Origin of the sequence: Lentzea albida (assembly GCF_900111005.1) — a bacterium.
Classification (GTDB): Bacteria; Actinomycetota; Actinomycetes; order Mycobacteriales; family Pseudonocardiaceae; genus Lentzea; species Lentzea albida.
The window spans coordinates 161,449-184,004 of record NZ_FOFV01000001.1 but is presented as its reverse complement, the minus strand read 5'-3'; the positions used below and the strand labels follow the sequence as shown (position 1 = coordinate 184,004).

Genomic DNA, 22,556 nt, shown 5'->3' with positions numbered 1-22,556 from the left:
CGTGCGCAACAAACTCGTTGGCCGACACAGTGAACGCAACGTAGCGTTTCGCCCATCAGAAACAACGAGCCCACGGGGGACACCATGATCGCCGACGCGAACTACCAGGCCGCCGAACAACTGCTCCGCCGCCCCGCAGCACCCGGTGAGCTGGTCGTCGGTGACAAAGTCCGTCCACAGTGGATAGAAGATGGCCGCCGCTTCTGGTACCAGGTCCGCAACGGCACCGACCGCGAGTTCGTCGTCGTCGACCCGGCGACGGGAACCCGAACACCCGGCTTCGACCCGATGGCGTTCGTCGCGGCGCCGGGCAACCCGCTGGAGGTGCCGTCACCCGACGGCAAGATCGCGGTGTCGCGCCGCGGGCACGACCTGTGGGCGCGCTCCGGCGAGCGCGAGTGGGCGCTCACCGCGGACGGCGTCGAGGGCCACGGGTACGGCTACGGCCCGGACGCCATGAGCTACGGCACGCTGATGCGCAAGTTCGGCCTGCCGCACATGCCGCCCGCCCTGGCGTGGTCCCCGGACTCGTCCAAGGTCCTCGCCCACCGCACCGACCAGCGCAACGTCCGCAGGACCTATCTGCTGGAGTCGCGCCCGGCCGACGGCGGCGCACCCGTGACGCACCAACAGCACTACGCGTACCCCGGCGACCCCGACATGCCGCTGGCCGAGCTCGTGGTGTTCGACGTCGAGGCGGGCACGACGGTCCGCGCCGCCTGCGACCCGCTGCTCATGCCGGAGTTCTCGCCGATCACGGCCGGCTGGGCGTGGTGGTCGGACGACAGCACCGCCGTCTACTTCCTCTCCCGCCCCCGCGACCGGCACACGCTGACCCTGAACCGGATGGACGCCACGACCGGCAAGGTCCGCGTCGTGGTGACCGAGACGGGAACCGGCCGCCTCGGCCCCAACCAGCTGATCTACGGCGCACCCCTCGTCCGGGTCGTGGCGGACGAGGTGCTGTGGTTCTCGCAGCGCGACGGCTGGGGCCACCTCTACCGCTACGACCTGCACATCGGCTCGTTGCTCGGCCAGGTCACCGCGGGCGAGTACCTGGTCCGCGAGATCCTGCACGTGGGTGACGGGACCGTGCACTTCACCGCGTCCGGACTCGTGCCCGAGGACCCGTACCGGCGCACGGTCTGCAAGGTCGGTCTGGACGGCACCGGCTTCACGATCGTCACGGACGACTCGCTGGACCACGTCGTCACGGTGTCCCCGGACGGCTCGTACTTCGTCGACTCGGCGTCCACTGTGGACACGCCCCCGGTGACGACCGTGCGCTCGTGGACCGGCGAGGTGCTGGTTTCGTTGGAGCAGGCCGACATCAGCCGCCTGCTCGCCACGGGCTGGACCGCGCCGGAACGCTTCCGCGTCAAGGCAGCGGACGGCGAGACCGACATCTACGGCGTGCTCTACAAGCCGCACGGCTTCGACCCGGCCGGCAGCTACGCGGTGGTCGACAGCGTCTACCCCGGTCCCCAGGTCAACCGCGTCGAACCGTGCTTCGACCCCGGCGGCATGGGCCTGGACGCGGAACCGTTGGCAGCACTCGGTTTCGTGGTGGTGGCGATCGACGGACGCGGCACACCGGGCCGTTCGGCAGCGTTCCTCGAAGGCGAGTTGGCCGACGCGGGCGGCCTGGTCGACCACGTCGCGGCACTGCACGAGTTGGCCGCGACCCGACCGTGGATGGACCTCGGCCGGGTGGGCGTGATGGGCCACTCCGGAGGCGGGTTCGCTGCGGGACGGGCGGTGCTCGCCTTCCCGGAGACGTTCCACGCCGGTGTCGCGCTGTCCGGCTCGCACGACGCCCGGTACATCGGCCTCGGCTGGGCCGAGGGCGTCGACGGTGCCGGCAACCACGAGGCGTGGAAGCGCGCCTCGAACGTCGAGCTCGCGGACCGACTGGAGGGGAAGTTGCTGCTGGTGCACGGCGAACTGGACGACACCGTGCACCCCGACCACTCGCTGCGGCTCGCGGACGAGTTGATCAACGCCGGCAAGGAGTTCGAGCTGGTGGTCGTGCCCGGTGCCGAGCACCTGTTCCTCGACCGGATGGCGTACGTGCGGACGAAGGCGTGGGACTTCCTGGTGCGCGCGTTGATGGGGGTCGAGCCGCCCGCGTACCGGCCGGCGCCGATCGTGATCGACCCGGAGGTGCTGGGAGAGATGGTCTAGCGGGACTTGATGTCGGTGAGGAACGCCGACCACGCTTTGTCCGAGACGGGCAGGTGCGTGGTCGGTGCCTTGCTGTCCCGGATGCCGACGCCGCGACCGACCTCGACGCAGTCGTTCACCGGGCTGTAGCTGCTCTTGCGCCACACCGACATGCCGAGCCTCCTCAAGCCAAGATGCTGGTGATCAGCCCCTTGGATTGTTCCGCATCCAGAGCTTGGAGGTCGAGCAACTTGATCACCTCGGCGTACTTGGCAAGGGAGGCCTTGTCCTCGACGAAGAGGCTGGTGTTCTCGGTTTCGGTGAAGACGACGGGCTCGTACTTCGCATAGCTGAGCTGTTGGAAGGAGCCGGCAAGTCCTGCGTGTGCGCCGAACGAGACGGGCACGACCCGCATGGTGATGTAGGTGCGGTTGTTCATGGCCAGCAGGTGGAGCAGTTGTTCGTGCATCAGTTCGGGAGTGCCGACAGGCAGGCGCAGGGCCTGCTCGTGGATGTAGAAGACGAACTGCCTGCTGTGGTGGAAGATCGCCTGCCGCGCCGACTTCGCGGCCAGGACTTCGGGGATGTTGATGGTCTTCGCCCTGCCGGAGCGCTGGATGAGGGCGGTGGTGTAGCCCGGGATCTGCAGTGGGCCGGGGACCAGGTTCATCGACCACATGGTGATCTTGTTGGCGAGGCGCTCCTGGTCGACCAACGAGCGCACCTGGTCCGGGATCTCGTCTTCGGGGAAGACGAGATAGCCGCGCTCCCGCGACTCCCGGTAGAGGGTGAGCAGGTACCGGGCGTCCTCCGCAGGGACTCGGCAGAGGCCCAGCAGCATCGCCAGCTCGACCTCCGAAACACCGCCCTTGCCCTTGACCAGGTCCGAGACCTTGGCCTCTTCCCAGTCGAGCAGCTCGGCGATCCGCCGCTGTGTCATCCCGGTGGACTGGATGGCATCACGGACGCCATCACCGAACGAGCGGCCGACCACGCTCGAAAATCGTTTCGGCATGGTCGGAAGCTAGAACCCCAGGACCCCGCGCCTCCATCGCCCGAGCGCGACTCGCCACGAAGGAAGTACTTCTTGGAGCTGCTCTAAATCCGCTTCGAGATCAGCGGGTAGTCGACCACCAGGCCGTTGGCGTCGACCTTGATGTTCTGGTCGAACCCGCCGCTCTTGAACCGCACCACGGAGACGTCGTCGCCCACGGACACGGTCTTGTAGGTGTGGGTGACGGCGCGAACCGACAGATCGGGCAGCGACACGCGCACGACGGGGAGTGTGTGCTCGGAGGCCTCGCGGTGCAGGCCCAGGCGCCGGATCGGGATGGCGTTGAACAGCACGGCGAACTGGACGTCCACGTCGAGTGCGCCGTTGAAGGTCTCGCGCTTGCTGCCCTGGCCGTGGTCGACGAGCCAGGCGCCGTCCTCGGTGCGCGACAGCGAGCACTGGCGCTCCTCGAGCACCGTCGCCGTGCGCAGGAGCAGGCGGTTGACCTGGCCGCTCTCGCCCACGGAGACCTCGAAGGAGGCGTTGAACTGCTCCTCGGGGCCGGCCGCGACGAGACGACCGGTGGCGCGCAGGCGCTGGTCGTTCGACAGCAGCAGGCGGACCTGTTCGAGCCGTGGCTCGTGGAGGCCCTGCCAGGTGATCATCTCTGGCCTGCGGGCAGAAGGAGAGCGGGTCTCCCCACCTGAGGTGACCCGCCCCGCGTCAGTGGCGTTGAAGGAGTTCACTCATCCACCTGGAAGGATGTCCTTGATCTTCTCGGCAACCGAGTCGACCTGCTCTTCGTGACCGAACTTGCCTGCGACGAAGTCCGCCGCGGCGTCGATGCCCTGGTCGACCTTCTCGTGGTTCTGCTCAGCGAGGTCCAGGGCCTTGTTCTTGATCTCGTCGAAGTTCATCTGGTGCTCCTTCGTCCCTGACGCAGGGTACCCGAGCGGGCCCCGCGTGTTGATAGCCGCGATCACGCTAACTGCGCCTGGACAAGTCGGCTCGGTGACAACCAAGATGTCGCTACCGCCGCCTGGTCGGCCGCCGTCGCGGTCAGAACCAGGAGGAACGCCAGATGACACGGCTCCTGCGTGGAGTTATGTCCGCAGTACTGCTGTTGCCGCTCGTCGCGGTCCCCTCGGCCAACGCCACGGCCGACGCGCAGGGGAAAGCGGGGTTCGCGGTGACGACCACGGCGCAGGGCGTCGCGGCCCGCAGTGACCGGCGCCCGGTCGCCGGAGGGGTGTACGACCGGAAAGTCGGCAAGACTTTCATCTCTTGGGCCGGTCGGTACGAGGACAGCTACGTCCAGTCGTACGACCACCGCGAGTCCACCTGGTCCAGTCCGAACCGGATCGCGGACGGCGCCTCGGACGCGCACAACTACCCGACCATGGTCCAGGCCCGGGACGGGCACCTGCTGATCTTCCGCGGCATGCACAACGTCGAGCTGCGCATGTCCCGTTCGCCCCGGCCGCACTCGGCCGACGGCGTCTGGGAGGAGACGCTGATCTCGAAGAACGCGGCCACGTACCCGATGCCGTTCGTCACGCGCGACGGCACGATCTACGTCTTCTACCGCGAGACGACCCGCGACCTCGACGGCACCACGCCCACGGACACGCGCCCGATGCTCTACGTGGTGTCCAAGGACAACGGCAGGACGTGGAAGACCTCCACGGAACTCACCGGGGACCGATTCGCGATCGGGTCGACCTCGCGCGCGGACAACATGAACGAGATCTACATCGGCCAGCTCCGCCAGGAGGACAACGGCCGCGTGCGGATCGTCTACACGCTCGCGGGCGGTGGTCCCGAGGGCAACAAGCACGACCGCTACCACCGCAACATCTACTACACGTGGTTCGACCCGCAGAACCGGCACTTCTACTCGGCGTCGGGCAAGGACCTGGGCACCCAGATCGACGACGCCGACCAGGAGAAGCACCTGAAGGTCGCGGAGACCCCGCTGACCCTGCCGAACGGCGTCAAGTCGCCCGACTACATCCAGCAGGTCGGCACGACGCTGGGCCGGCCGTTCCTGTTGTGGTTCACGGGCGACGAGGCCGGCGGCCCGCTGCGCAACTACCTGTCCACGTGGAACGGTCGCGGGTGGGAGACCAAGGAGGTCGCCCGCGGCCTGCGCACCCGTGAGGTCGAACCGGTCGACCTGCTGACGTGGCGCGTGTACGCGACCGAGGACGGCAAGCCGAACGTGAACACGTACCTGGTGCGGCTGGGCCGTTTCTGGTCGCCGGAGACCGTGATCCCGACGGCCAAGCCGGTGCAGCGCGTCGAGGTCGTGGAGAACTTCCGCGATCCCGCTCGCGCGATCTTCTCCGGGGCGTCGTCCGACCGGGACGTCGCGGTCGCCGACGGCGACATCTACGTGGCGGGCTTCAGCCGCCGGTAAGTCCCTGGGAGAAAGGCAAACGCCCCCTGCTCCGGCGCGGAACCAGGGGGCGTTCGTCTTGGGGACCGGCTACCTCAGATCAGGCGCCGGCCTTCTTGCGACGGACCACGAACAGCGCGGCCGCACCGCCGCCGACGAGGACCAGACCGCCGAGCAGCGGCCACAGGATCGACGCACCGGTCGAGGCCAGGTCGTCCTCACCGCCACCCGGAGCCGGGTTGAGCGGCGTGGTGGAGGTGGTCGGAGTCGTGGTCTCCGGAGTCGTGGTGGTCGTCGCCGTCGTGGTGGTCGTGGTCGGCTGGGTGGGCGTGGTGCCGAGCTTCCAGTTGGCCTTGGCCTCCTTCTCGACCTTGACCTTCTGCGGCTGCGCGACGACGAGCGACTGAGCGACACCGTCTTCGCCGCCCGACTTCTTGTCACCGGCGATGAAGAGACGCCCCTCGGACAGCGTGGCCTCGGCGGAGAGCTTGAACGTGGCCTCGCCGTCCTTGGCGTTGGCCGGCACGTTCACGAAGAACTCGGAGACCTTGTCACCCGTGCCCTGGACGGCGAGGTTGTCGCCCTTCTTCTGCACCGCGAGCGGGTTGCCCTGCGCGTCGGTGATGGTGACGCCCTCGGGGAGGTTCGCGGTCAGCTTGACCTCGGAGGCCGTGGTCGTGACCTTGAACGGGCCGATCTTGTCGCCGGACTTGCCGGACTGCGACTCGGGCTCGATCACCAGGGTCGGCTTCGGCTCGGCCTCGGGCTGGGCGTCGGCGAGGAAGCGCTTGTAGAGCGCGACCATCTCACCGTCGTTCTGCTTGGTGTCGGCGAGCTCGGCACCGTCGGAGAAGTGCCAGATGGCGGCCTGGGTGGCGCCGATGATGTCCTGCTTGTCGAGTTTCGGGATCTTGTAGGCGTCCTGGACCGCCTTCACCGACTGGGTCGGGTAGGAGTGCTTCAGGATCCAGAGCACCTTGCCCGAGTTCTCCTTGAACTTGGTGCTCGGGTTCGGGTGCTTGTCCCACGGCACCTCCTTCAGGACGTCGCCCGGCTTCAGCGGGGTCGGCAGCTCGACGCAGTACGCGTCGACCTTGGCGGAGCCGTTCTTGTCATCGTCGATCTTGAGCTTGATGACCGAGGTGTCTTCCTTGACCGGCTCGTCCTTGTCCTTGGCCGGCTTCAGGAACACGGGGTGACCGGGCTCCGACTCGTTCGTGATCGGCGTGATCTTCACGTCGGCGTGGGCCGGCAGAGTCGAGAAGGTGAGGGCGGCGACTGCACCGAGCAGCGCGGCGCCGATCCTGAACCGGGAAGCCATGGGTCTCCTCTTGCTCACTGAAGTTAGCCCGAACGCGGCGGGAAGTCAGTCATCCGTCGGGACGGTCGGCACGTCGTCATCGACACTGAACCGACAGGAAGCGAGCGGGACGTTATCCGATGGGGTGACACACGTATGAGTGAGGTAAGGAGAACATCACCCACTGTGCGTGATCAGCGCAAACACACTCACGGTGTCCACAGTGGATAGGGCCGCGATGCATTCGATTTGTCAGGTGACGTTAAATCCGTTGCCGAACAGTTATCAATCGCCGCGTACCGCTACGGATGACCAGCGGTCGCGGTTCAAAGGTCTTGGGAGACCTAGGCCACCATTTCGGCCACTTCCACCGGTCGAATGTCTCCCGGACGCAGCGAAGTGCCGCGCAGGCACATCTCCCTGGGCTCGGGGCGGTGACCGGTGAGAATCCACTTGGTCAGCCCGGCCAACTGGTAGGCGATGAGCGGAGGAACGGCGTCACCCACATGGCGGTAGGCGTTCCCGAGAATCGAGACGTCGAAGCGGAACTGGCGCGGAAACCCTTGCAGGAGCGCCATCTCGCGGACCGTGCAGAGCCGGTGCTGGACGGGGTGGGCATATCGCCCGTTGCCGACGTGCCCGCATTCCCGCTTGATGGTTCTGGCCGGTTCGTCCCACCACATGCGGCCGTAGACATCGGGGTGCGAACCCCAGTTCTGCTGTTCGACGATCTTGCGTTGTGCCGGATTCAACAACTCTGCTGTCGCCGGTGAGCGGAGCAGATCAGCCCACGATCCGCCGTTCGCAGGAATCGCGCGCATTCTTTCGAGACTGCGGTCCTGGGAAAAGGTGGGCGAGACGTGAATGGGGTCCTCGGCGTCGGCGACGCCGGCCGCCACGACCGGGAGTTTGCCGATCGCGCGCCGGACCGTGATCGCGGACGGCCGGATGACCCTGCCCTCCCACAGGTCGTCCAGCGTGAGCAGCGGCAGGCCGCCGTCCACCGCGACCATCAGGGTCCGCTCGCGCAGCTGCGGCAGGCCGAACCTCGAGAGCATGTGCGTGCCGCCCCAGACGGAGTACCCGATCCGGGTGAGCTCCTCGGCGAGGCTGTCGAAGTGGTGGCGCTGCTTGCCCTTGACGAGCTCGCGGGCGTTCTCCATCAGCACGACCTTCGGGCGCAGCTCCTGCGCGTACACCGCGATCCGGCCGACGAGGGAGTTGCGCGGGTCGTCGCGCAGGTGGTTCTGCGAGGTGATGCGGCTGAAGCCCGAGCACGGCGGGCACGCCAGCAGCACGTCGAGCTCACCGCGCCGCAGGCCCCACACCTCGCGCAACGCCGCGGGCGAGACCTTCGCGAGGTCGACCTCCAGCGGGTCGACGCCGATGTTCGCGCGGTAGGTGTCGTTGCAGCGCAACGAACCCAGCTTGGAGCTGGGCTTGCCGATCTGCGCGTCGGCGGCACCGACCACCCGGAAGTCGCGGTGGGCGTGGAAGCCGTAGCTCATGCCGCCCGCACCCGAGAAGATGTCGGCCACCGAGAAGGACACGGCGAGATCGTACGGGCGAGGCTCCGAGGACCTTTCCGTGACATCCCGTACCTTTCCCGCCTATGGAGCTGCCGCGTGCCTGGCAACGGCCTGACCCGTTGCGCGGACTCGACAGGATTTCCTGGGCCGAGGTCTACGACGGCCGGGGTGGCGCCGGTCGGGTGCCCCGTCTGCTGCGCGACCTGGTGGACCCGAGCGGGGAGGTGCGCCAGAACGCGCTCTCACAGCTCGCTGAGCGTCTCCTGACCGACGACACGGTGTCCGAGGCCTCGTTCTGCGCCGTGCCGTTCCTGGTGGAGCTGGGGGCGTCCTACAAGGTCGCGGGCGACGTGCGGGACCGGGTCATCTTCCTGCTGGCCGCCATGGCGTTGGCGGGCAAGGGCTTCACGGAGGACGGACGGCGCACGCACCGCCGCTGGAACGCCCTCGGCCGCGAACTGCCCCGCACGGCTCCGGACTGGCTGACGCAGACGCGGCACGCCGTCGCCCAGGGCGCGCCGAAGATCTTCGAGGCGCTGGCGTCCGAACGGGTCGCGTGCCTCGTGGCCCTGGCCTGCGCGGTGCCGGACAAGCTGCCGTCGTTCGTGCACGGCCTGATGACCGACATGATCGACCTGCCGGGCGAGGAGATGCTCGCGGACGCCGCCGAGATCGCCGTGGCGCTGCTGAAGGGCTCGCCCGAACTGCTCGGCGTCGAGGTGCCCAAGGTGCTCGGCGAAGGGCTGGTGCGGCCCGCGCACCAGCCCCGTGAGATCACCGCCGCCCTGATGGGCTACCGGTTCGCCCTCGTCTCCGCGTACGGCGACGAGGGCGCCTGGTAGGTCCGCTCAGGCCGTGACGGCCTCTTCGAAGGACTCCTCCACCGGAACGACGTCCTCGACCGCGATCGCGGGCTCCAGGGCGCCGAGGCCCGTCCCCCACTCCTGGTCCGCCAGTGCGAACGCGGCGACCGTCAGCGCGGCCACCGGTGCGCCCACGGGCATGTTCTCGCGGTGCAGGTCGAGGTCGAGGCGACCGCCGATGGGCGACGGCGACAGCCGCAGCGTGGCGTGCGCGGGCTCGTCGGCGTGCGCGAGGCGGCAGGCCCAGCCGGTGAAGATCACCCGGCGTTCGTCCACTTCGGTCGGCTGCACGGCGCGCACGTTGGCGCCCACGGCACCGGCGCGGTGGTTGTCCGCGGCCTGCAGGACGAGCTCCTCGAACTCCATCGAGGAGATGCCCAGGTCCCAGCCCGCCACGAGGGCGACCTGGACCAGCGCGAGCGGCAGCGTCGGGACGGCGTCCTCGAAGCACACCATCGCGCCGCCGTAGCGGGTGTTGATCTCGGTCGGCAGGAAGCCGTCCTCGGTCGCGATGCCGTCCAGCGTGAACGTGCCGCGGTAGCCGACGGTGCCGCGCAGGTGCTCACCGACGCGGCGGGCCAGGTTGCGCATCTCGTCGCGGATCCACACGGGCGGGTCGTAGAACGACGCGCAGCCCGCGTAGAGGAACTTGGCCTGGCCCTGGCGGCGCGGCACGACCATCTCGATCGGACGCAGCACGGCCGTGCCGTCCGGGAAGACGATGCCGTGCACGCTCACCGGGATGCCCTCGAGGAACGGCATGACGCGGACCTGCTCGCACTTGGGCGCGAGCACGTCGAAGGCCTCCTTGGCCTCCTCGTAGGACCGCACGCGGCGCACGAAGTTCGCGCCGCCGTTGATCGCGGGACCGTCACCGGACCAGACGACGCCCGCGCCGCGGTCCAGGATCTCCGAGGCGCCCCAGAGGCGTTCGAAGTCGAGGTCGAACACCATCGCGGGCGCGCGGCGGGCCGAGAGCTCGTCCCAGAGCGCGTCGATCGTGGTCTTGTTCTCGAGCTCGACCCAGTCGTGCTGCCGGGCGTTGAGCACCGGGCGGCCCTGGAAGTCGCCGATCTCGTTGTACGGCGTGCTGATCACGACCGCCTCGCGCCGCGCGTCGAAGTCGCGCAGGATCGCCCTGACCTCGGCGCTCGGCTTCGTCAGCAGCTTGCCCAGGCGGCGCTGTTCGACGGCGACGAAGCCGCCCTTGATGCCGAGCGACACCCAGCGGGCGATCTCCGAATCATGTAGCGGCGCATGATCGTCGGTATCGAGCACGAGCGTATGGCGGGCGCCGAGCGCATGGAGCTCCTGCGCTCGCTTGGCCAGACGCGTGCCACCGGCCAGAACTACCAGCCGATCACCGAACAACCTGCCGAGGCGCTCGTTGAGCGCGGAGAGGACATGATTCATCGCCGAAAACTCGCTTAAGAGAAGCGGAGGACGTGACCGGCGAGTGCCGGGTGACGCAGAGCGTAGATGCACCCGGTATGTGTGTCGAAGCACGGTCCGGCAACGGCCGGATGAATCTTGCGACGGGCCTGTCGGCTCAGGCCCGCGAGCAAGTGGATCTCTCGGTGAAGTGCCTGCTCAGAGCGAGCGGGCCGCGTCCCTCAGGACCTGGTCGACGCGGTTGAGGAAGGCGCGCTTCGGGTTGATCGACGGCAGCGGCGCCGTGATCTCGGCCGGCTGGGGCGCGGGTGCGGCACCCACGATGTCGGCCACGTTGCGCAGGAACTCCTGCCGCTTGAACTCGTGCACCGCGTGGTCGTGCAGGAGCCCGGCGATGCTTGTGTGCACAGCGCGATGGGGATAACTCACTTGTGGGTTATCGGCGCAGCCCGCGTCAACCTTTAGGGTCAACTTGTGCGAGTTCTGGTGACCGGCGCCACTGGCTATGTCGGCAGCGCCGTGGTGCGTGAGCTGCGGGTTCGCGGTCATGAACCGGTTCCGTTCCGTCAGCGGCTCTCGGAGCCGTTCGAGTTGCCGGACGTGGACGCCGTCATCCACCTGGCCGCCGCGGCGCGCGTCCGCGAGTCCTTCGTCGATCCGCTCGCCTACTACGAGACGAACGTCGGCGGAACGCTGAACCTCCTGAAAGCTCTTGAGGGCCAACGATTCCTGCTCGCCTCGACTGGGACCGTCTACCGGCCGTCGGACGCCCCGCTGACCGAGGAGTCCGTCCGCGAACCCACCTCCCCGTACGCCGCCTCCAAGGCCGCCGCGGAGGACCTGGTGGCGTGGGCGGCGCGGTCCGGACAGGTCGGGTCGACCACTCTGCGTTTGTTCAACGTCGCTGGAGGTGGTGACACGGACACCACTCGGGTGATCACGCGGGCCGTGGCGTGCGCCGCCGGGACCGTGCCCGGGATGGAGGTCTACGGCGACGGCACGGCCGTGCGCGACTTCGTGCACGTACGCGACGTCGCCACCGCCTTCGTCGTGGCTCTGGAGGCCTGCGAGGTGGGCACGTCGTCGGTCTACAACGTCGGCTGCACGCCCGCCTCGGTGCGGGACGTGCTGGACGCCGTGGCGGCCGTGACGGGACGGGCCGTGGACGTGAGCTGGAAGCCCGCCGTACCCGGTGAGGTCCCCTCGCTGCGGGCCGACGCGTCACGCCTGCGGGCGCTGGGCTGGGAGCCCCGCTCGTCGGCGTTGAAGGAGATCGTCAGGGACCAGTGGCTCGCTTCGGCACCGGCACCCGGTCGAGGTCCCTCGCGATGACGATCTCGCCGTCGAACTCGGCGGCGGCCTCGGCGTGGAACTCGGCCGGGTCCTCGTAGCGCTGGGAGAAGTGCGTGAGGACGAGCTTGCGGACGCGGCAGTCCTTCGCCACGCGGGCGGCCTGCTGGGCGGTGAGGTGGCCGTGGTCGCCGGCGAGCTTCGTGTCGCGGGCGAGGTAGGTCGACTCGATCACGAGCATGTCCGCGTTGTCGGCGAGTTCGAAGACGTTGTCGCAGAGCCTCGTGTCCATGACGAACGCGAACCGCTGGCCCTTGCGGGGCTCGCTGACGTCCGCGAGCTTGACGCCGTCGAGCTCGCCTTCGGCCTGCAGGACGCGGACCTGCGGGCCCTGGATGCCGTGTTCCCTCAGCTTCTCGGGGAGCATGCGGTGGCCGTCCGGTTCGACCAGGCGGTAGCCGACGCTGTCGATGCCGTGGTCGAGCGCGAAGGCCTCGAGCCGGCCGAACCTGCCGGTGGCGATCTCGCCGTCGCCCTCGACGGGCACCTCCTTGATGTCAGCGGCGTCGTAGAACGCGCTGGCGTACCGGAGGCGTTCGAAGAAGTGCGCGCCCGAGCGCGGGTAGTGGGCGTGGACGGTGTGCGGGACCCGGTCGAGGCTGATCCGCTGGACGATGCCGGGGACGCCCAGGCAGTGGTCGCCGTGGAAGTGGGTGATGCAGATCCGGGTGATGTCGCTCGCAGCCGCGCCGGACCGCAGCAGCTGCCGCTGGCTGCCGTCACCGGGGTCGAACAGGAAGCCCTCGCCGTCCCACCTGAGCAGATAGCCGTTGTGGTTGCGCTGGCGGGTCGGGACCTGGCTGGCCGTTCCCAGGACGATCAGTTCCCGGACTGTCACCCCCTGACGTTAACGTGCGTCCTATGCGGAGCGTGGAAGTAGCGGCGTCCTGGCCTGTCGAGAACGTGGCGGTGGCGGTCGTCGCCGATGGTGCCGTCGTGGGTGCGCTGGGCGATCAGCAGCGGGTGTTCCCCCTCGCGTCGGTGACGAAGCTGCTGACGTCGTACGCGGTCCTGGTGGCCGTCGAGGAGGGCGCGGTCGAGTGGGACCAGCCCGCCGGCCCCGAGGGGTCGACGGTGCGGCACCTGATCGCGCACACCGCCGGCTACGCGTTCGACAAGCCCGAGGTGCAGGCCGCGCCGGGCACGCGCCGGATCTACTCGAACGCGGGATTCGACGTCCTGGCGTCTTTCGTGGGCGAGGCCTGCGAAATGCCGTTCGCCACCTATCTGCACGAGGCCGTTTTCGCGCCGTTGGGGATGAATTCTTCGGCATTGGTCGGCTCGGCGGGCGCAGGAGCCGAGTCCAGTGCCGCTGACCTGGCGTTGTTCGCTCTTGAACTGCTGTCGCCGAAGCTCGTCTCCGTCGAGCTGGTGCGCGAGGCGACGACTGTCGTCTTCCCGGGGTTGAACGGCGTGCTGCCCGGTTACGGCATGCAGAAGCCGAACGACTGGGGGCTCGGCTTCGAAATCCGCGACTCGAAGTCGCCGCACTGGACGGGGAACTCCCATTCGCCCCGGACCTTCGGCCACTTCGGCCAGTCCGGCACGTTCCTGTGGGTCGACCCGGAGATCTCCGCGGCCTGCGTGGCCCTGACGGACCTGCGGTTCGGGCCGTGGGCGGTCGAGGCCTGGACGCCGTTCTCCGACGGCGTCCGCGCGGAGCTGGTCAGTCGGCGAGCCTGAGCGCGAGCTGCCGGAGGATCTCCTGCACGTCGGCGTCCTCGTAGTCGTTCTCGTACGCCTGCGCGACCCCGTGGAAGGCGTAGAGCAGCCCCGCGGTGAACCAGCCGAACTGCGACAGCACCTGGTCCATCGCCTGCTTGAGGGCCTGGGCGCCGGCCTCGTTCAGCTCGCCGTCGACCTTGACCTCGTAGCTGAACACGCCCTCCTGCAACGACTTGAGGGCCATGCGCAGGTAGTCGTTGGAACCCGCGCCGTCGTAGCTGAGGGTGAGGACGCCGAGCGCCCGCTGCATGATCTCCCGCTGCTCCACGCCGCCACTCTGCCCGGAGATCAGGCGTGCGTCACCTTCCGACACCCCCTCGGCCGAGACCGAGGGGGCTCGGCCGTTCGTCAGCCGGGCTTGCGCGCGACCCACCGCGCGACGGAGAACACACCGGCGGCACGGGCGGCGTCGAGCACGCGCTTGCCGTCGTGGATCACGCCCTCCTGCTCACCGGAGTACTCGCCCCAGCCCTGGCCGTCGTCGGGAGGCGTGCTGCCCCAGCACTCGACGTCCGGGTAGAGGTCCTCGGAGGCCTCGATGATGAAGCCGGAGGCCGACATCATCTCGCGGTACTCGTCGAGCGTCCCGAGCCGCGGGATGGAGATGACCTCCTCCACCGGTCCGATGAAGGGCGCGATCTGCTCCTCGGTCTGGTAGTCGCCGAAAGGCCGCCGGATCCAGTCGACGCCGACCAGTGCCGCACCGGGCTTGAGCACCCGGAACGCCGCCGCGAAGAAGGCCGCCTTGTCCGGCAGGTGGCACACCGACTCGTAGAAGCTGACCATGTCGAGCGACCCGTCGGGCCACGCGATGAGCGACTTGTAGTCCTCGTCGCCGACCGTGAGGAACGCGGCCCGGTCGGCCAGCCCCTGCTCGGCCGCGTACTTCCGCGCCTGCGCGGAGAGCCACTCGTTGTTGGAGATCCCGACGACGTTCGCGCCGGCGATCTCGGCCATGTAGACGGCCGTGCCGCCGACTCCGCTGCCGAAGTCGAGCCCGGTCCCGCCGGGCCGCAGCCCGGCCGCGTCGACCTGCCTGCGCGCCAACGCCTTCGCCGCGTCCTCGGGCGACAGGGCCGCCTGTTCGGCCGCCAGGTCGCCGTGGTGCCAGAACTGCCCCATGAGCGCGTGGTAGGCGGGCCCTGCGTGGTTGTAGTACTCGCGGACCTGTTGCTCGACGGAGGTGTTCACCAAATCCGGCCTTTCGTGTTGAGCTCGCGGTCGCTCGTCGGAAGGCCAGGGATAACTCGTCGGCCACACCGAAGTCGACCAGCACCGGCACGGCTCAACGTAGTAGTCGGTTCAACCAGTTGTCCACGGTCCGGCTCGGTGACCTGACGTGGTGATCCTGCCCCTTCAAACGTGCACGCTTTGAACAGACCTGCGCCTCCCCCGACCGCGATGCACCGGCCTGAAGGCATCCGCCTGGACAGCCGACACGCCGAACAGCGGCCGGTCACCGGCCACAACCGATAGCCACGACTGACGATATTCCATCCGAAAATTGAATTACCCGCCATCCGGCCCAGAAAGATTCCCGACAGACCAGAATTGGTCACCGAACATGACATCGAAGACCGATGTCAACATAATGTCCACCATTCCGGGTTGCGACATTCGAGCTAACCTCAGCCGAGGCACACAGCTTTTGCATCGAGCTGCGCCAAGATCTCAAGAACACCAAAGGAGGAGATCGACGGGAAGGGTGCAGGTGATCAACATGTCGCAGTGCGAAGGCGCTGACTTCTGCGAGGAGATCGGCGGAGCGACCGATACGTCGTTCAGCCGATTCTACGAAGGCGACCCACCACACAGGAGAGCGTGGTCGAGCACGAACTTCGAAGTACTCGCCGACATGTCGCCTTTGACGACTGGTCACCTCCTGCTTCTCCCCCGCAAGCACTACCTCTCGTTCGCCCAGGTACTCGGCGACCACCCCGGGGAAACAGAGGAGCTGCTGGAAGACGCCACGTCGATCTACCGCGCGACGTTCGGCGAACCGCTGGTCCTAGAACACGGCTCCGGCTTGGGCGAAGACACCCATGCCTGCATCACGCACGCTCACCTGCACATGCTGCCTGCTGACCCGGACGCCGTGGACGAACTTCTGATCCGCGACGGGCTCTCGTACGTCGACCTCGAATCGATCACAGATCTGCGTGATCCACCCTGGCAGGAATCCGCATATTTTTTGCGGCACCACCGGGGACGCAGTCGCGTGTACATACCAAACGGCCGCCAGAAACGCCAGTACCTTCGCTCCATCGTCGGTGCCACTCTGAACATTCCCGACCCCGAGTGGGACTACGCGGTGGTGATTCGCAAGGAGTGCCTTCGGCGGACGATGGAACTCGTCGAAAGCTGGTCACGATGAAATCAGATGAACCAACGCGGCTCACCAACGTCATCATGAACCTCTTCCGCGATCAAAGCAGCACGACGAAGCCGCTGACTGTGGGTGACACGAGCTCTGCCGACCTGATCGCGGGCGCTGATGTGCAGGACGATTGCGCCGTCTACCGACTCAGAGGAGATCAGGAGCTGGTGGTCGGCTCCGACTACGTGCGTGGTCCGAAGTTCCGCCTCTACGAAATGGGTTACCTCAGCGAGTACAACCTGGGACACTACCTCGTCGCGGCTAACGTGAGCGATATCGCCGCCATGGGCGCGACCCCACTCGGCCTCCTGTCCGTCGTGCGCTACCCGCCCGACATGAGCGACGACCTGTTCGAGAGCATCATGCAGGGCATCAAGGACGCGTGTGAGAAGTTCCGCTGCCCCAACATCGGCGGCGACATCGGCAGCGCAGAAAGGTTGATCCTCTCCGCATCCGCACTGGGCGTCTGCACGATCGGCGGCACGCTGTACCGCCGAGGAGCCAAGCCAGGCGACCTCATGTGCATCACCGCACCCACCGGGCTGGCCGGCGCAGCGATGGAGTACCTGCGAGCGAAGCGCCCCAGTCGGACCATCGACGATCTTCACCTCCAGACGTTGCTCGACAGCTGGCGCAGCCCGACCGCGCGGGTGGACGAGGGGATCGCACTGGCCGCAAGTGGGCGCGTCACGTCTTGTCAAGACACCTCCGACGGCCTGAAGGCGACCATCGAGTGCATCGCTTCGGCCAGCGAAGTCGGTGTCACGATCTTCGAAGACTCCCTGCCGGTTCCCGAGTCGGTCAACGAGGTCGCCGGCCACCTCGGACTCGATCCGCTCGGGCTGGTCTTCGGGGACTCCGTCGACTTCGAACTCACCTTCACGGCGCCTGCGGATGCGGTCGATCAGCTGGGTGAACGAATCAGCCTGCACGTCATCGGAGAGGTCACGGAAACCTGTGAGGTCGTGCTGCGCAGGCGCAACGGTTCGCACTCCTCCCTGCCGGGCAAAGCGTGGAGGCACGCCGCAGAAGGGGCCGGTAGGTAGCGAGTGAGACAGGTGACAGCCAGACTGCTGGACAAATCGGCGTTGCTCGTCGTGACGCTGGGACTCGCCGCCAAGGCGTACAACATCCCGTCCAAGCAGTTCTGGGACTCGCTTCTGCAGGGCCGCGGCTACGTCTCGCTGGTACTGCTCGGTCTGGCAGGAGTGTTCGGGGCCTTGACCCCGTTCGAGAGCTATCACAAGCGCTCGATGCTCGACCGCACCGTGACGATGCGGCGCAGGATCCTGGCAGCCTTCGGACGGATGCTCGAGATCAGCGGCAAGATCCAGCCGCCGCTCGACACCGGCGACCTCGCGATGCACTTCTGGCGGAAGAAGCGAACTTTCCGCCATCCCGTGAGCGGTGTGCTGACGAGAGTGAGCACCTACCGGATGTCGACCCACCCGTTGAACCGGAAATTCGCTCCGCAGCGAGGCGTCGGCGTCGTCGGACTCTGCTGGCAGTTCAACAAGGAGGTGCACTTCGATGTTGGCCCGCTCATAGCGACGCTCGCCACCGAGCAGGAGTTCAACGACCACGTGCAACAGCAGGGCAGCGAGTCGGTGATGAACCTGTCGTGGAAGAGCTTCAACGAGTTCAGGCATCGCACAGCCTTGCTCGCCACGCCGATCCGCAACGGGCGGAACCGGTTCATCGGATGCGTCAGCGTTGATGCGAGCCGGGGTTTCGACGTCCTCTGCTGCCGAGCGCTGATCGAGGAGATGACCGAGCTCGGCCTGGCCATAGGTCAGGAGAACTTCGAGTGCACCTGAATGATCCACAGCTGCAGACGATCATCGCCACGACCAGGCGGCAGTACGACGAGAACGCCGTTCAGTACGCGCTCAAGACCGACAAGCTCGAGTTCTTCCCCGGACTGCAGGAGGAGCTCGACAATTTCCATCGGATGCTGCCACCTGGCCCGGTGCTCGACCTCGGCTGCGGAGCCGGACGTGACACCCGACACCTGACCTCGCTGTGCCGCAAAGTGGTCAGCGCAGATCTGAGCCTCGAACTCCTCAAGATCACCAGAGGTGGCACGAGGACGAACGTCGTCCAGCTGAACCTGTTGACCTTGCCGTTTCACGACGGTGCGTTCGCCGGCGTGTGGGTGTCGGGTGGGTTGCTCCACCTACCCAGCGCCGCGCATCCACACGCCTTCAGCGAGATCTACCGCGTGCTGAACGCAGGCGGTGCGACCGCGATCAGCCTTCGTGAGGGTGAGACCGAGGGATGGCACAGGGGCGAACGCATGGACCAGGACCGGTGGTTCACCCTCCGCCGCCCCGACCACGTCACGCGCGAACTGGTGTCCGCCGGCTTCAATGCGGCCACGTGGACGTACTGCGGACGGCGAAACTGGTTCATCGTGGAGGCGGTCAAGAACGAGGTGCCCACTCGTCCGGATGAGGTCCTGGCAGGATCTGCCTGATGCCGCCACGTGGATCATCCACATCGCCCTCGTACCGCGGGATGAGGTGGATGTGAAGGTGATCGACTGTTCGACCGGCGGCAGTGCCATCGTTGACACCTATCGTGTACGCGGCCGGACCGAACTGGTCGTCGATCTCCTCGCGCGCCTGCGTCATGAGGGTGTAGGCCTCAACGATCTCCACCGCGGTCATGTCGAAGAACGACTCGATGTGCCTGCGTGGCACGAGCTCCACGTGCCCCTTGGAAAGCGGGTAGTTGTCCCAACGAACAACGAAGTTGTCGCTCTCAACCAAGATCTCGTGCAGAGAACTGTCATGCAGCTTGCAGAACAAGCAATCCGCTTGAACTCCCGACAAGGTTCCGGCAACTTCCACCTCGGCTGACGGCCCCATAGCGCTCCTTTTCTCACGTTCCATCACTGCCACCCACCTCACACCCGAGTGGATGGACCGTAGCGCGACATCCACCAAAGTTCCGAACACGATCCGGTGTCGACCATTCGGGTGTGTCGAGTTGATCTTGTCAGATCAACGGCCGGTACGCCACCGTCGCAGGTGATCATGGAAGCGTTACAGCAGCACAGGCGGAGCTCATTCGACCAAGCACTTCTTTCAAGGTCAGCGAAGTGGTGTCGATATTAATGGCGTCATCAGCTGGAACAAGAGGTGAAACAGTTCTCGACATATCCGCCTCATCGCGGCGAATCACGTCTTTGAGCACGTCTTCGTAGGAACCTCGCCGCTCCTGGTCGACACGCCTGCGCGCCCTTACCTCGGCGCTCGCGCTCAGGTAGAACTTGACCAGCGCCTCCGGAAACACCACAGTGCCGATGTCACGGCCCTCAACGATGCATCGCTCCTGGCCCGCAGCCCAGAGCCGCACCAGGTGAGTGACTCGCTCCCGAACCTCGCCGATCCGCGCCACGTCCGACACCGCGACGTTGACCGCAGGAGATCTGAGATCTTCGTTGCCATAGCGTCCGGAGGTGAGCAGATCTTGATCTCGGCTTTCTCGAATGAGGTCGTCACACAGGATGACTATTTCTTGCCGATCGCTCGTCGACACTCTGCGCCGCAGCGCTTCGAGAGCAATTATTCGATAGGTTCGCCCGCTTTCGAGATAGCTGAGCCCGAAGCGTTGAGCCAGAGCCAAGCACGTGGTGGTCTTCCCAGCAGCAGCCGGACCGTCTACAGCCACCACGGCCGGGATCACTCGATCGACGGAATGAATAGAGTTTCGCTGCAACGAGTCACTTAAAGGCATCAAGTCCATGAACCATCGTAACACCATTGCGCTTATATGTCGCATTCTCATTCACGCCTCATAGATCCGTGAACATCATAACCGCAGGTCAAGCCGATGGAAGTGTGGACCGTTCACAAGAACCAGGATTGAAGACGATGCCATAATTCTTTTCGAATTGGAATTATGTCCATTTGTTGACCAGAAACGAGCGACAGGGACAACCCCGAGGCATCCGGTCCCCGAGCCCCGCCCACCGCATGGCGCAGTCAGCCACCGCCCGACGGGCGATCCCTCGATCGTGACGCTGCCCACAACGCACCGATGGACGACATCGCGCCTATGCCGGCCGCCTCAAGCTTCGTCGACCCTCACACAGAAAAGTGAAGGGCCCCGGCGTGATGCACCGGGGCCCTTCACTTGCGCGCTCGACAGGATTCGAACCTGTAACCTTCTGATCCGTAGTCAGATGCTCTATCCGTTGAGCTACGAGCGCAGGCTATTCAATTGTAACCGATCCCCTAGAGGCTCGGCCTTGCGGAGGCTCCGGGATTTGAACCCGGGATGGGGGGTTACCCCAAACCGCATTAGCAGTGCGGCGCCATAGACCAGACTAGGCGAAGCCTCCCGGGACCATCCTTGGCCACGGGACATAGGTTACACAGGTCCTCAACCGAGTTGCAAAACGCCCCCCTCCTAACCCAGAACGCGCTGGTCAGAGCACGTCCCGAGGGTCGGAGAGGGACGTAAAAGGCCTGGTCGGCCCGACCCGAGTGACCTAGATCATTCCGAGGCGATTTCCAGGAACGGCCGGAGGGACTCCGGATTGCGCAGCGCGCCCCTGCTGACGGCCCGGTCCGGGTCCACCCCGGCGAGGATCTTCTTGACCGGGACCTCGCACTTCTTGCCGTTCAGCGTGCGGGGGATCTCGCTGACGGCGACGAAGCGGTTCGGCACGTGGCGAGGCGAAAGGGAGGCCCGCAGTTCCTTGCGCAACAACGGTTCCACGTCGGACAACGAAACGCCGTCCAGGACGACGAAGCACAGGAGCTCGCCCTCGGTGACGCCCGAGGTGTCGATCACGAGGGAGTCGGCGACACCGTCGACGGACTCGACCACGCGGTAGAACTCCGAGGTGCCCATGCGGACGCCGCCGCGGTTCAGGGTCGAGTCGGAGCGGCCGTAGATCACCGCAGAACCCCGTGGCGTGATGCGGATCCAGTCGCCGTGGCGCCAGATCCCGGGATATGTGTCGAAGTACGCGTCGCGCAGGCGCGAGCCGTCGTCGTCGCCCCAGAAGAAGACCGGCATGGACGGCATCGGCTTCGTGATCACGAGCTCGCCGACGGCGTCCTCCAGGGCGTTGCCCGCCTCGTCGTAGGCCTCGACGGCGGCGCCCAGGGCGCGGCAGGAGAGTTCACCGAGCCAGACCGGGCGGTCGGGGGACGCCGCCACGAAGGCGGTGCAGAGGTCGGTGCCGCCGGAGACCGACGCGATCTGGACGTCCTTGCCGACGGCGGAAGCGATCCAGCGGAAGCCTTCGGGGGTCAGGGGTGCGCCGGTCGAGCCGACGACGCGCAGGCCCGTCAGGTCGTAGGTCTCCGACGGGTTGAGGCCTTCCTTCAGGCACGACTGGACGTACGGGGCCGAGGTGCCGAAGTACGTCACCCGGTGCTGTTCTGCCAGGTGCCACAACGCGTTCAGCGACGGGTAGGCGGGGCTGCCGTCGAACAGGACGATCGTGGTCCCGACGAGCAGACCGCCCACCAGGTAGTTCCACATCATCCAGCCGGTGGTGGTGAACCAGAAGAAGCGGTCGCCGGGGCCCAGGTCGCCGTGCAGGCCGAGCATCTTGAGGTGTTCGAGCACGATGCCGCCGTGGCCCTGCACGATGCCCTTCGGCAGGCCCGTGGTGCCGGACGAGTAGAGCACCCACAGCGGGTGGTCGAACGGCACCGGCGCGAACTCGAGCGGCGCGCCCTCGTTGGCCGCGACCAGTTCCGCGAACGACAGGGTGTCCGGCAGCGTCGAGCCGTTGTCCAGGTAGTCGATCAGGACCGTGGCGCGCAGGCCGGGCAGTTGCGCGCGGATCTCCTCGACCACCGGGCGGGTGTCGAAGGACCGTCCGTTGTAGACGTAGCCGGAGACCGCGACGAACACCGCCGGCTCGATCTGGGTGAAGCGGTCGGCCACGGCGCGGGCACCGAAGTCCGGTGAGCAGGACGACCACGTGGCGCCGAGGGACGCGGCCGCCAGGAACGCGATGAGGGCTTCGGGGGCGTTCGGGACGAGTGCCACCACGCGGTCGCCCTGCGAGACGCCCAGAGAGGCCAACGCGGCTCGGAAAGCGGCCACGCGCGCACGCAACGCACCGAACGTCAAAGAAGAGGCGACGCCGTCTTCACGATGGAAGATCACGGCGAGGTCGTCGTCGGCTCCGCGGCGCAGCGCGTGCTCGGCGTAGTTCAGCGTCGCGCCGGGGAACCACTGGGCGCCCGGCATCTCCGCGGAGCCCAGGACGCGCTCGTACCCCGTGTGGAACTGAACGTCGAAGTACGCGGCTATGGCGCCCCAGAACCCCTCGAGGTCGGAGACGGACCACTCCCACAGCGACTCGTAGTCGGGGAGGTCGTGACCGCGGTCCGCGAGCCAGGAGCGGAACTCGGTCATCCCGTTGTCCCTCGTGGGGTCCGGGCGCCACAGCAGTTCGACGTCGGTGTCGGTCATGCCCCATGTCTAACCCAG

General features: G+C 66.9%; 24 protein-coding genes and 2 tRNA genes. 10 read left to right on the top strand and 16 right to left on the bottom strand.

The window, feature by feature from the left end:
* The first annotated feature begins 84 nt into the window (after positions 1-84).
* Positions 85-2,184, top strand: a complete 2,100-nt coding sequence (locus BMY74_RS00940; protein WP_089907929.1) for a S9 family peptidase — start codon at positions 85-87, stop codon at positions 2,182-2,184.
* Here the strand turns inward: BMY74_RS00940 and BMY74_RS00935 are convergent.
* From BMY74_RS00935 to BMY74_RS00920, 4 genes are all read right to left on the bottom strand, one after another.
* On the bottom strand, positions 2,181-2,351 hold the full coding sequence (locus tag BMY74_RS00935; protein WP_245785818.1) for a DUF397 domain-containing protein: 171 nt from the start codon (positions 2,349-2,351) through the stop codon (positions 2,181-2,183). The genes BMY74_RS00940 and BMY74_RS00935 overlap by 4 nt on opposite strands.
* A complete protein-coding gene (locus tag BMY74_RS00930) occupies positions 2,348-3,178 on the bottom strand; it encodes a DUF5753 domain-containing protein (protein WP_143091404.1) in 831 nt (276 codons plus the stop codon). The genes BMY74_RS00935 and BMY74_RS00930 overlap by 4 nt, the downstream gene beginning before the upstream one ends.
* Positions 3,179-3,261: 83 nt before the next feature.
* Positions 3,262-3,822 (bottom strand): putative glycolipid-binding domain-containing protein, encoded by a 561-nt coding sequence (locus BMY74_RS00925; protein WP_245785817.1) that lies wholly within the window; start codon positions 3,820-3,822, stop codon positions 3,262-3,264.
* Between the two features lie 81 nt (positions 3,823-3,903).
* Positions 3,904-4,074, bottom strand: coding sequence for an antitoxin (locus BMY74_RS00920; protein WP_089907918.1), 171 nt, complete (start codon positions 4,072-4,074; stop codon positions 3,904-3,906).
* A 188-nt stretch (positions 4,075-4,262) separates the two neighbouring features.
* Here BMY74_RS00920 and BMY74_RS00915 point away from each other — a divergent pair, with 188 nt between their 5' ends.
* Positions 4,263-5,576, top strand: a complete 1,314-nt coding sequence (locus BMY74_RS00915) for a BNR-4 repeat-containing protein (RefSeq protein WP_245785816.1) — start codon at positions 4,263-4,265, stop codon at positions 5,574-5,576.
* 79 nt (positions 5,577-5,655) lie between these two features.
* Here the strand turns inward: BMY74_RS00915 and BMY74_RS00910 are convergent, their stop codons facing one another.
* Positions 5,656-6,876, bottom strand: a complete 1,221-nt coding sequence (locus BMY74_RS00910) for a thioester domain-containing protein (protein ID WP_089907915.1) — start codon at positions 6,874-6,876, stop codon at positions 5,656-5,658.
* A 323-nt stretch (positions 6,877-7,199) separates the two neighbouring features.
* Entirely contained in the window at positions 7,200-8,405 is a 1,206-nt protein-coding gene (locus tag BMY74_RS00905) for a DNA cytosine methyltransferase (RefSeq protein ID WP_245785815.1), read from the bottom strand.
* 62 nt (positions 8,406-8,467) lie between these two features.
* On the opposite strand from BMY74_RS00905, the gene BMY74_RS00900 reads away from it, so the two are divergent.
* A complete protein-coding gene (locus BMY74_RS00900) occupies positions 8,468-9,226 on the top strand; it encodes a hypothetical protein (RefSeq protein WP_089907912.1) in 759 nt (252 codons plus the stop codon).
* A 6-nt stretch (positions 9,227-9,232) separates the two neighbouring features.
* Here the strand turns inward: BMY74_RS00900 and BMY74_RS00895 are convergent, their stop codons facing one another.
* Positions 9,233-10,471 (bottom strand): ATP-grasp domain-containing protein, encoded by a 1,239-nt coding sequence (locus BMY74_RS00895; RefSeq protein WP_245785814.1) that lies wholly within the window; start codon positions 10,469-10,471, stop codon positions 9,233-9,235.
* 33 nt (positions 10,472-10,504) lie between these two features.
* Here BMY74_RS00895 and BMY74_RS45965 point away from each other — a divergent pair, with 33 nt between their 5' ends.
* Entirely contained in the window at positions 10,505-10,678 is a 174-nt protein-coding gene (locus BMY74_RS45965; RefSeq protein ID WP_245785813.1) for a hypothetical protein, read from the top strand.
* 159 nt (positions 10,679-10,837) lie between these two features.
* On the opposite strand, the gene BMY74_RS00890 is transcribed toward BMY74_RS45965, so the two are convergent.
* Entirely contained in the window at positions 10,838-11,047 is a 210-nt protein-coding gene (locus tag BMY74_RS00890) for a hypothetical protein (RefSeq protein WP_089907906.1), read from the bottom strand.
* A gap of 66 nt (positions 11,048-11,113) precedes the next feature.
* Between BMY74_RS00890 and BMY74_RS00885 the strand changes: the two genes are divergently transcribed.
* Positions 11,114-11,971: an NAD-dependent epimerase/dehydratase family protein gene (locus BMY74_RS00885; RefSeq protein WP_089907903.1), complete on the top strand. Its 858-nt coding sequence runs from the start codon at positions 11,114-11,116 to the stop codon at positions 11,969-11,971.
* Here the strand turns inward: BMY74_RS00885 and BMY74_RS00880 are convergent.
* Positions 11,916-12,827: a ribonuclease Z gene (locus BMY74_RS00880; protein ID WP_089907901.1), complete on the bottom strand. Its 912-nt coding sequence runs from the start codon at positions 12,825-12,827 to the stop codon at positions 11,916-11,918. The genes BMY74_RS00885 and BMY74_RS00880 overlap by 56 nt on opposite strands.
* Positions 12,828-12,850: 23 nt before the next feature.
* On the opposite strand from BMY74_RS00880, the gene BMY74_RS00875 reads away from it, so the two are divergent.
* Positions 12,851-13,672 (top strand): serine hydrolase domain-containing protein, encoded by an 822-nt coding sequence (locus BMY74_RS00875; RefSeq protein WP_089907898.1) that lies wholly within the window; start codon positions 12,851-12,853, stop codon positions 13,670-13,672.
* On the opposite strand, the gene BMY74_RS00870 is transcribed toward BMY74_RS00875, so the two are convergent.
* Together BMY74_RS00870 and BMY74_RS00865 are read right to left on the bottom strand one after the other, a co-directional pair.
* Positions 13,656-13,982 (bottom strand): hypothetical protein, encoded by a 327-nt coding sequence (locus tag BMY74_RS00870; protein ID WP_143091403.1) that lies wholly within the window; start codon positions 13,980-13,982, stop codon positions 13,656-13,658. The genes BMY74_RS00875 and BMY74_RS00870 overlap by 17 nt on opposite strands.
* Before the next feature lie 80 nt (positions 13,983-14,062).
* The gene (locus BMY74_RS00865) at positions 14,063-14,905 is read right to left on the bottom strand and encodes an SAM-dependent methyltransferase (protein ID WP_177229510.1); all 843 of its coding nucleotides are present in this window, start codon (positions 14,903-14,905) and stop codon (positions 14,063-14,065) included.
* A 514-nt stretch (positions 14,906-15,419) separates the two neighbouring features.
* Between BMY74_RS00865 and BMY74_RS00860 the strand changes: the two genes are divergently transcribed.
* From BMY74_RS00860 to BMY74_RS00845, 4 genes are read left to right on the top strand one after another with little or no spacing between them, the layout of a single operon-like run.
* Complete coding sequence (locus tag BMY74_RS00860; protein ID WP_089907889.1) at positions 15,420-16,088, top strand: HIT family protein; 669 nt, start codon at positions 15,420-15,422, stop codon at positions 16,086-16,088.
* Complete coding sequence (gene thiL, locus BMY74_RS00855; protein WP_245785812.1) at positions 16,085-17,137, top strand: thiamine-phosphate kinase; 1,053 nt, start codon at positions 16,085-16,087, stop codon at positions 17,135-17,137. The genes BMY74_RS00860 and thiL overlap by 4 nt, the downstream gene beginning before the upstream one ends.
* A gap of 12 nt (positions 17,138-17,149) precedes the next feature.
* Entirely contained in the window at positions 17,150-17,908 is a 759-nt protein-coding gene (locus tag BMY74_RS00850; protein WP_143091402.1) for a hypothetical protein, read from the top strand.
* A complete protein-coding gene (locus tag BMY74_RS00845) occupies positions 17,899-18,567 on the top strand; it encodes a class I SAM-dependent methyltransferase (RefSeq protein ID WP_089907883.1) in 669 nt (222 codons plus the stop codon). The genes BMY74_RS00850 and BMY74_RS00845 overlap by 10 nt, the downstream gene beginning before the upstream one ends.
* Here BMY74_RS00845 and BMY74_RS00840 read toward each other — a convergent pair.
* The 5 genes from BMY74_RS00840 to BMY74_RS00820 form a co-directional block, all read right to left on the bottom strand.
* Positions 18,515-18,985, bottom strand: coding sequence for an HIT family protein (locus BMY74_RS00840; protein ID WP_245785901.1), 471 nt, complete (start codon positions 18,983-18,985; stop codon positions 18,515-18,517). The genes BMY74_RS00845 and BMY74_RS00840 overlap by 53 nt on opposite strands.
* 142 nt (positions 18,986-19,127) lie before the next feature.
* Positions 19,128-19,841, bottom strand: a complete 714-nt coding sequence (cmk, locus tag BMY74_RS00835) for a (d)CMP kinase (protein ID WP_177229509.1) — start codon at positions 19,839-19,841, stop codon at positions 19,128-19,130.
* A gap of 393 nt (positions 19,842-20,234) precedes the next feature.
* Positions 20,235-20,307, bottom strand: a tRNA-Arg gene (locus BMY74_RS00830).
* A gap of 42 nt (positions 20,308-20,349) precedes the next feature.
* Positions 20,350-20,439 (bottom strand) — tRNA-Ser (locus BMY74_RS00825).
* Between the two features lie 155 nt (positions 20,440-20,594).
* Complete coding sequence (locus BMY74_RS00820; protein ID WP_089907874.1) at positions 20,595-22,538, bottom strand: acetoacetate--CoA ligase; 1,944 nt, start codon at positions 22,536-22,538, stop codon at positions 20,595-20,597.
* Between the last annotated feature and the right edge of the window lie 18 nt (positions 22,539-22,556).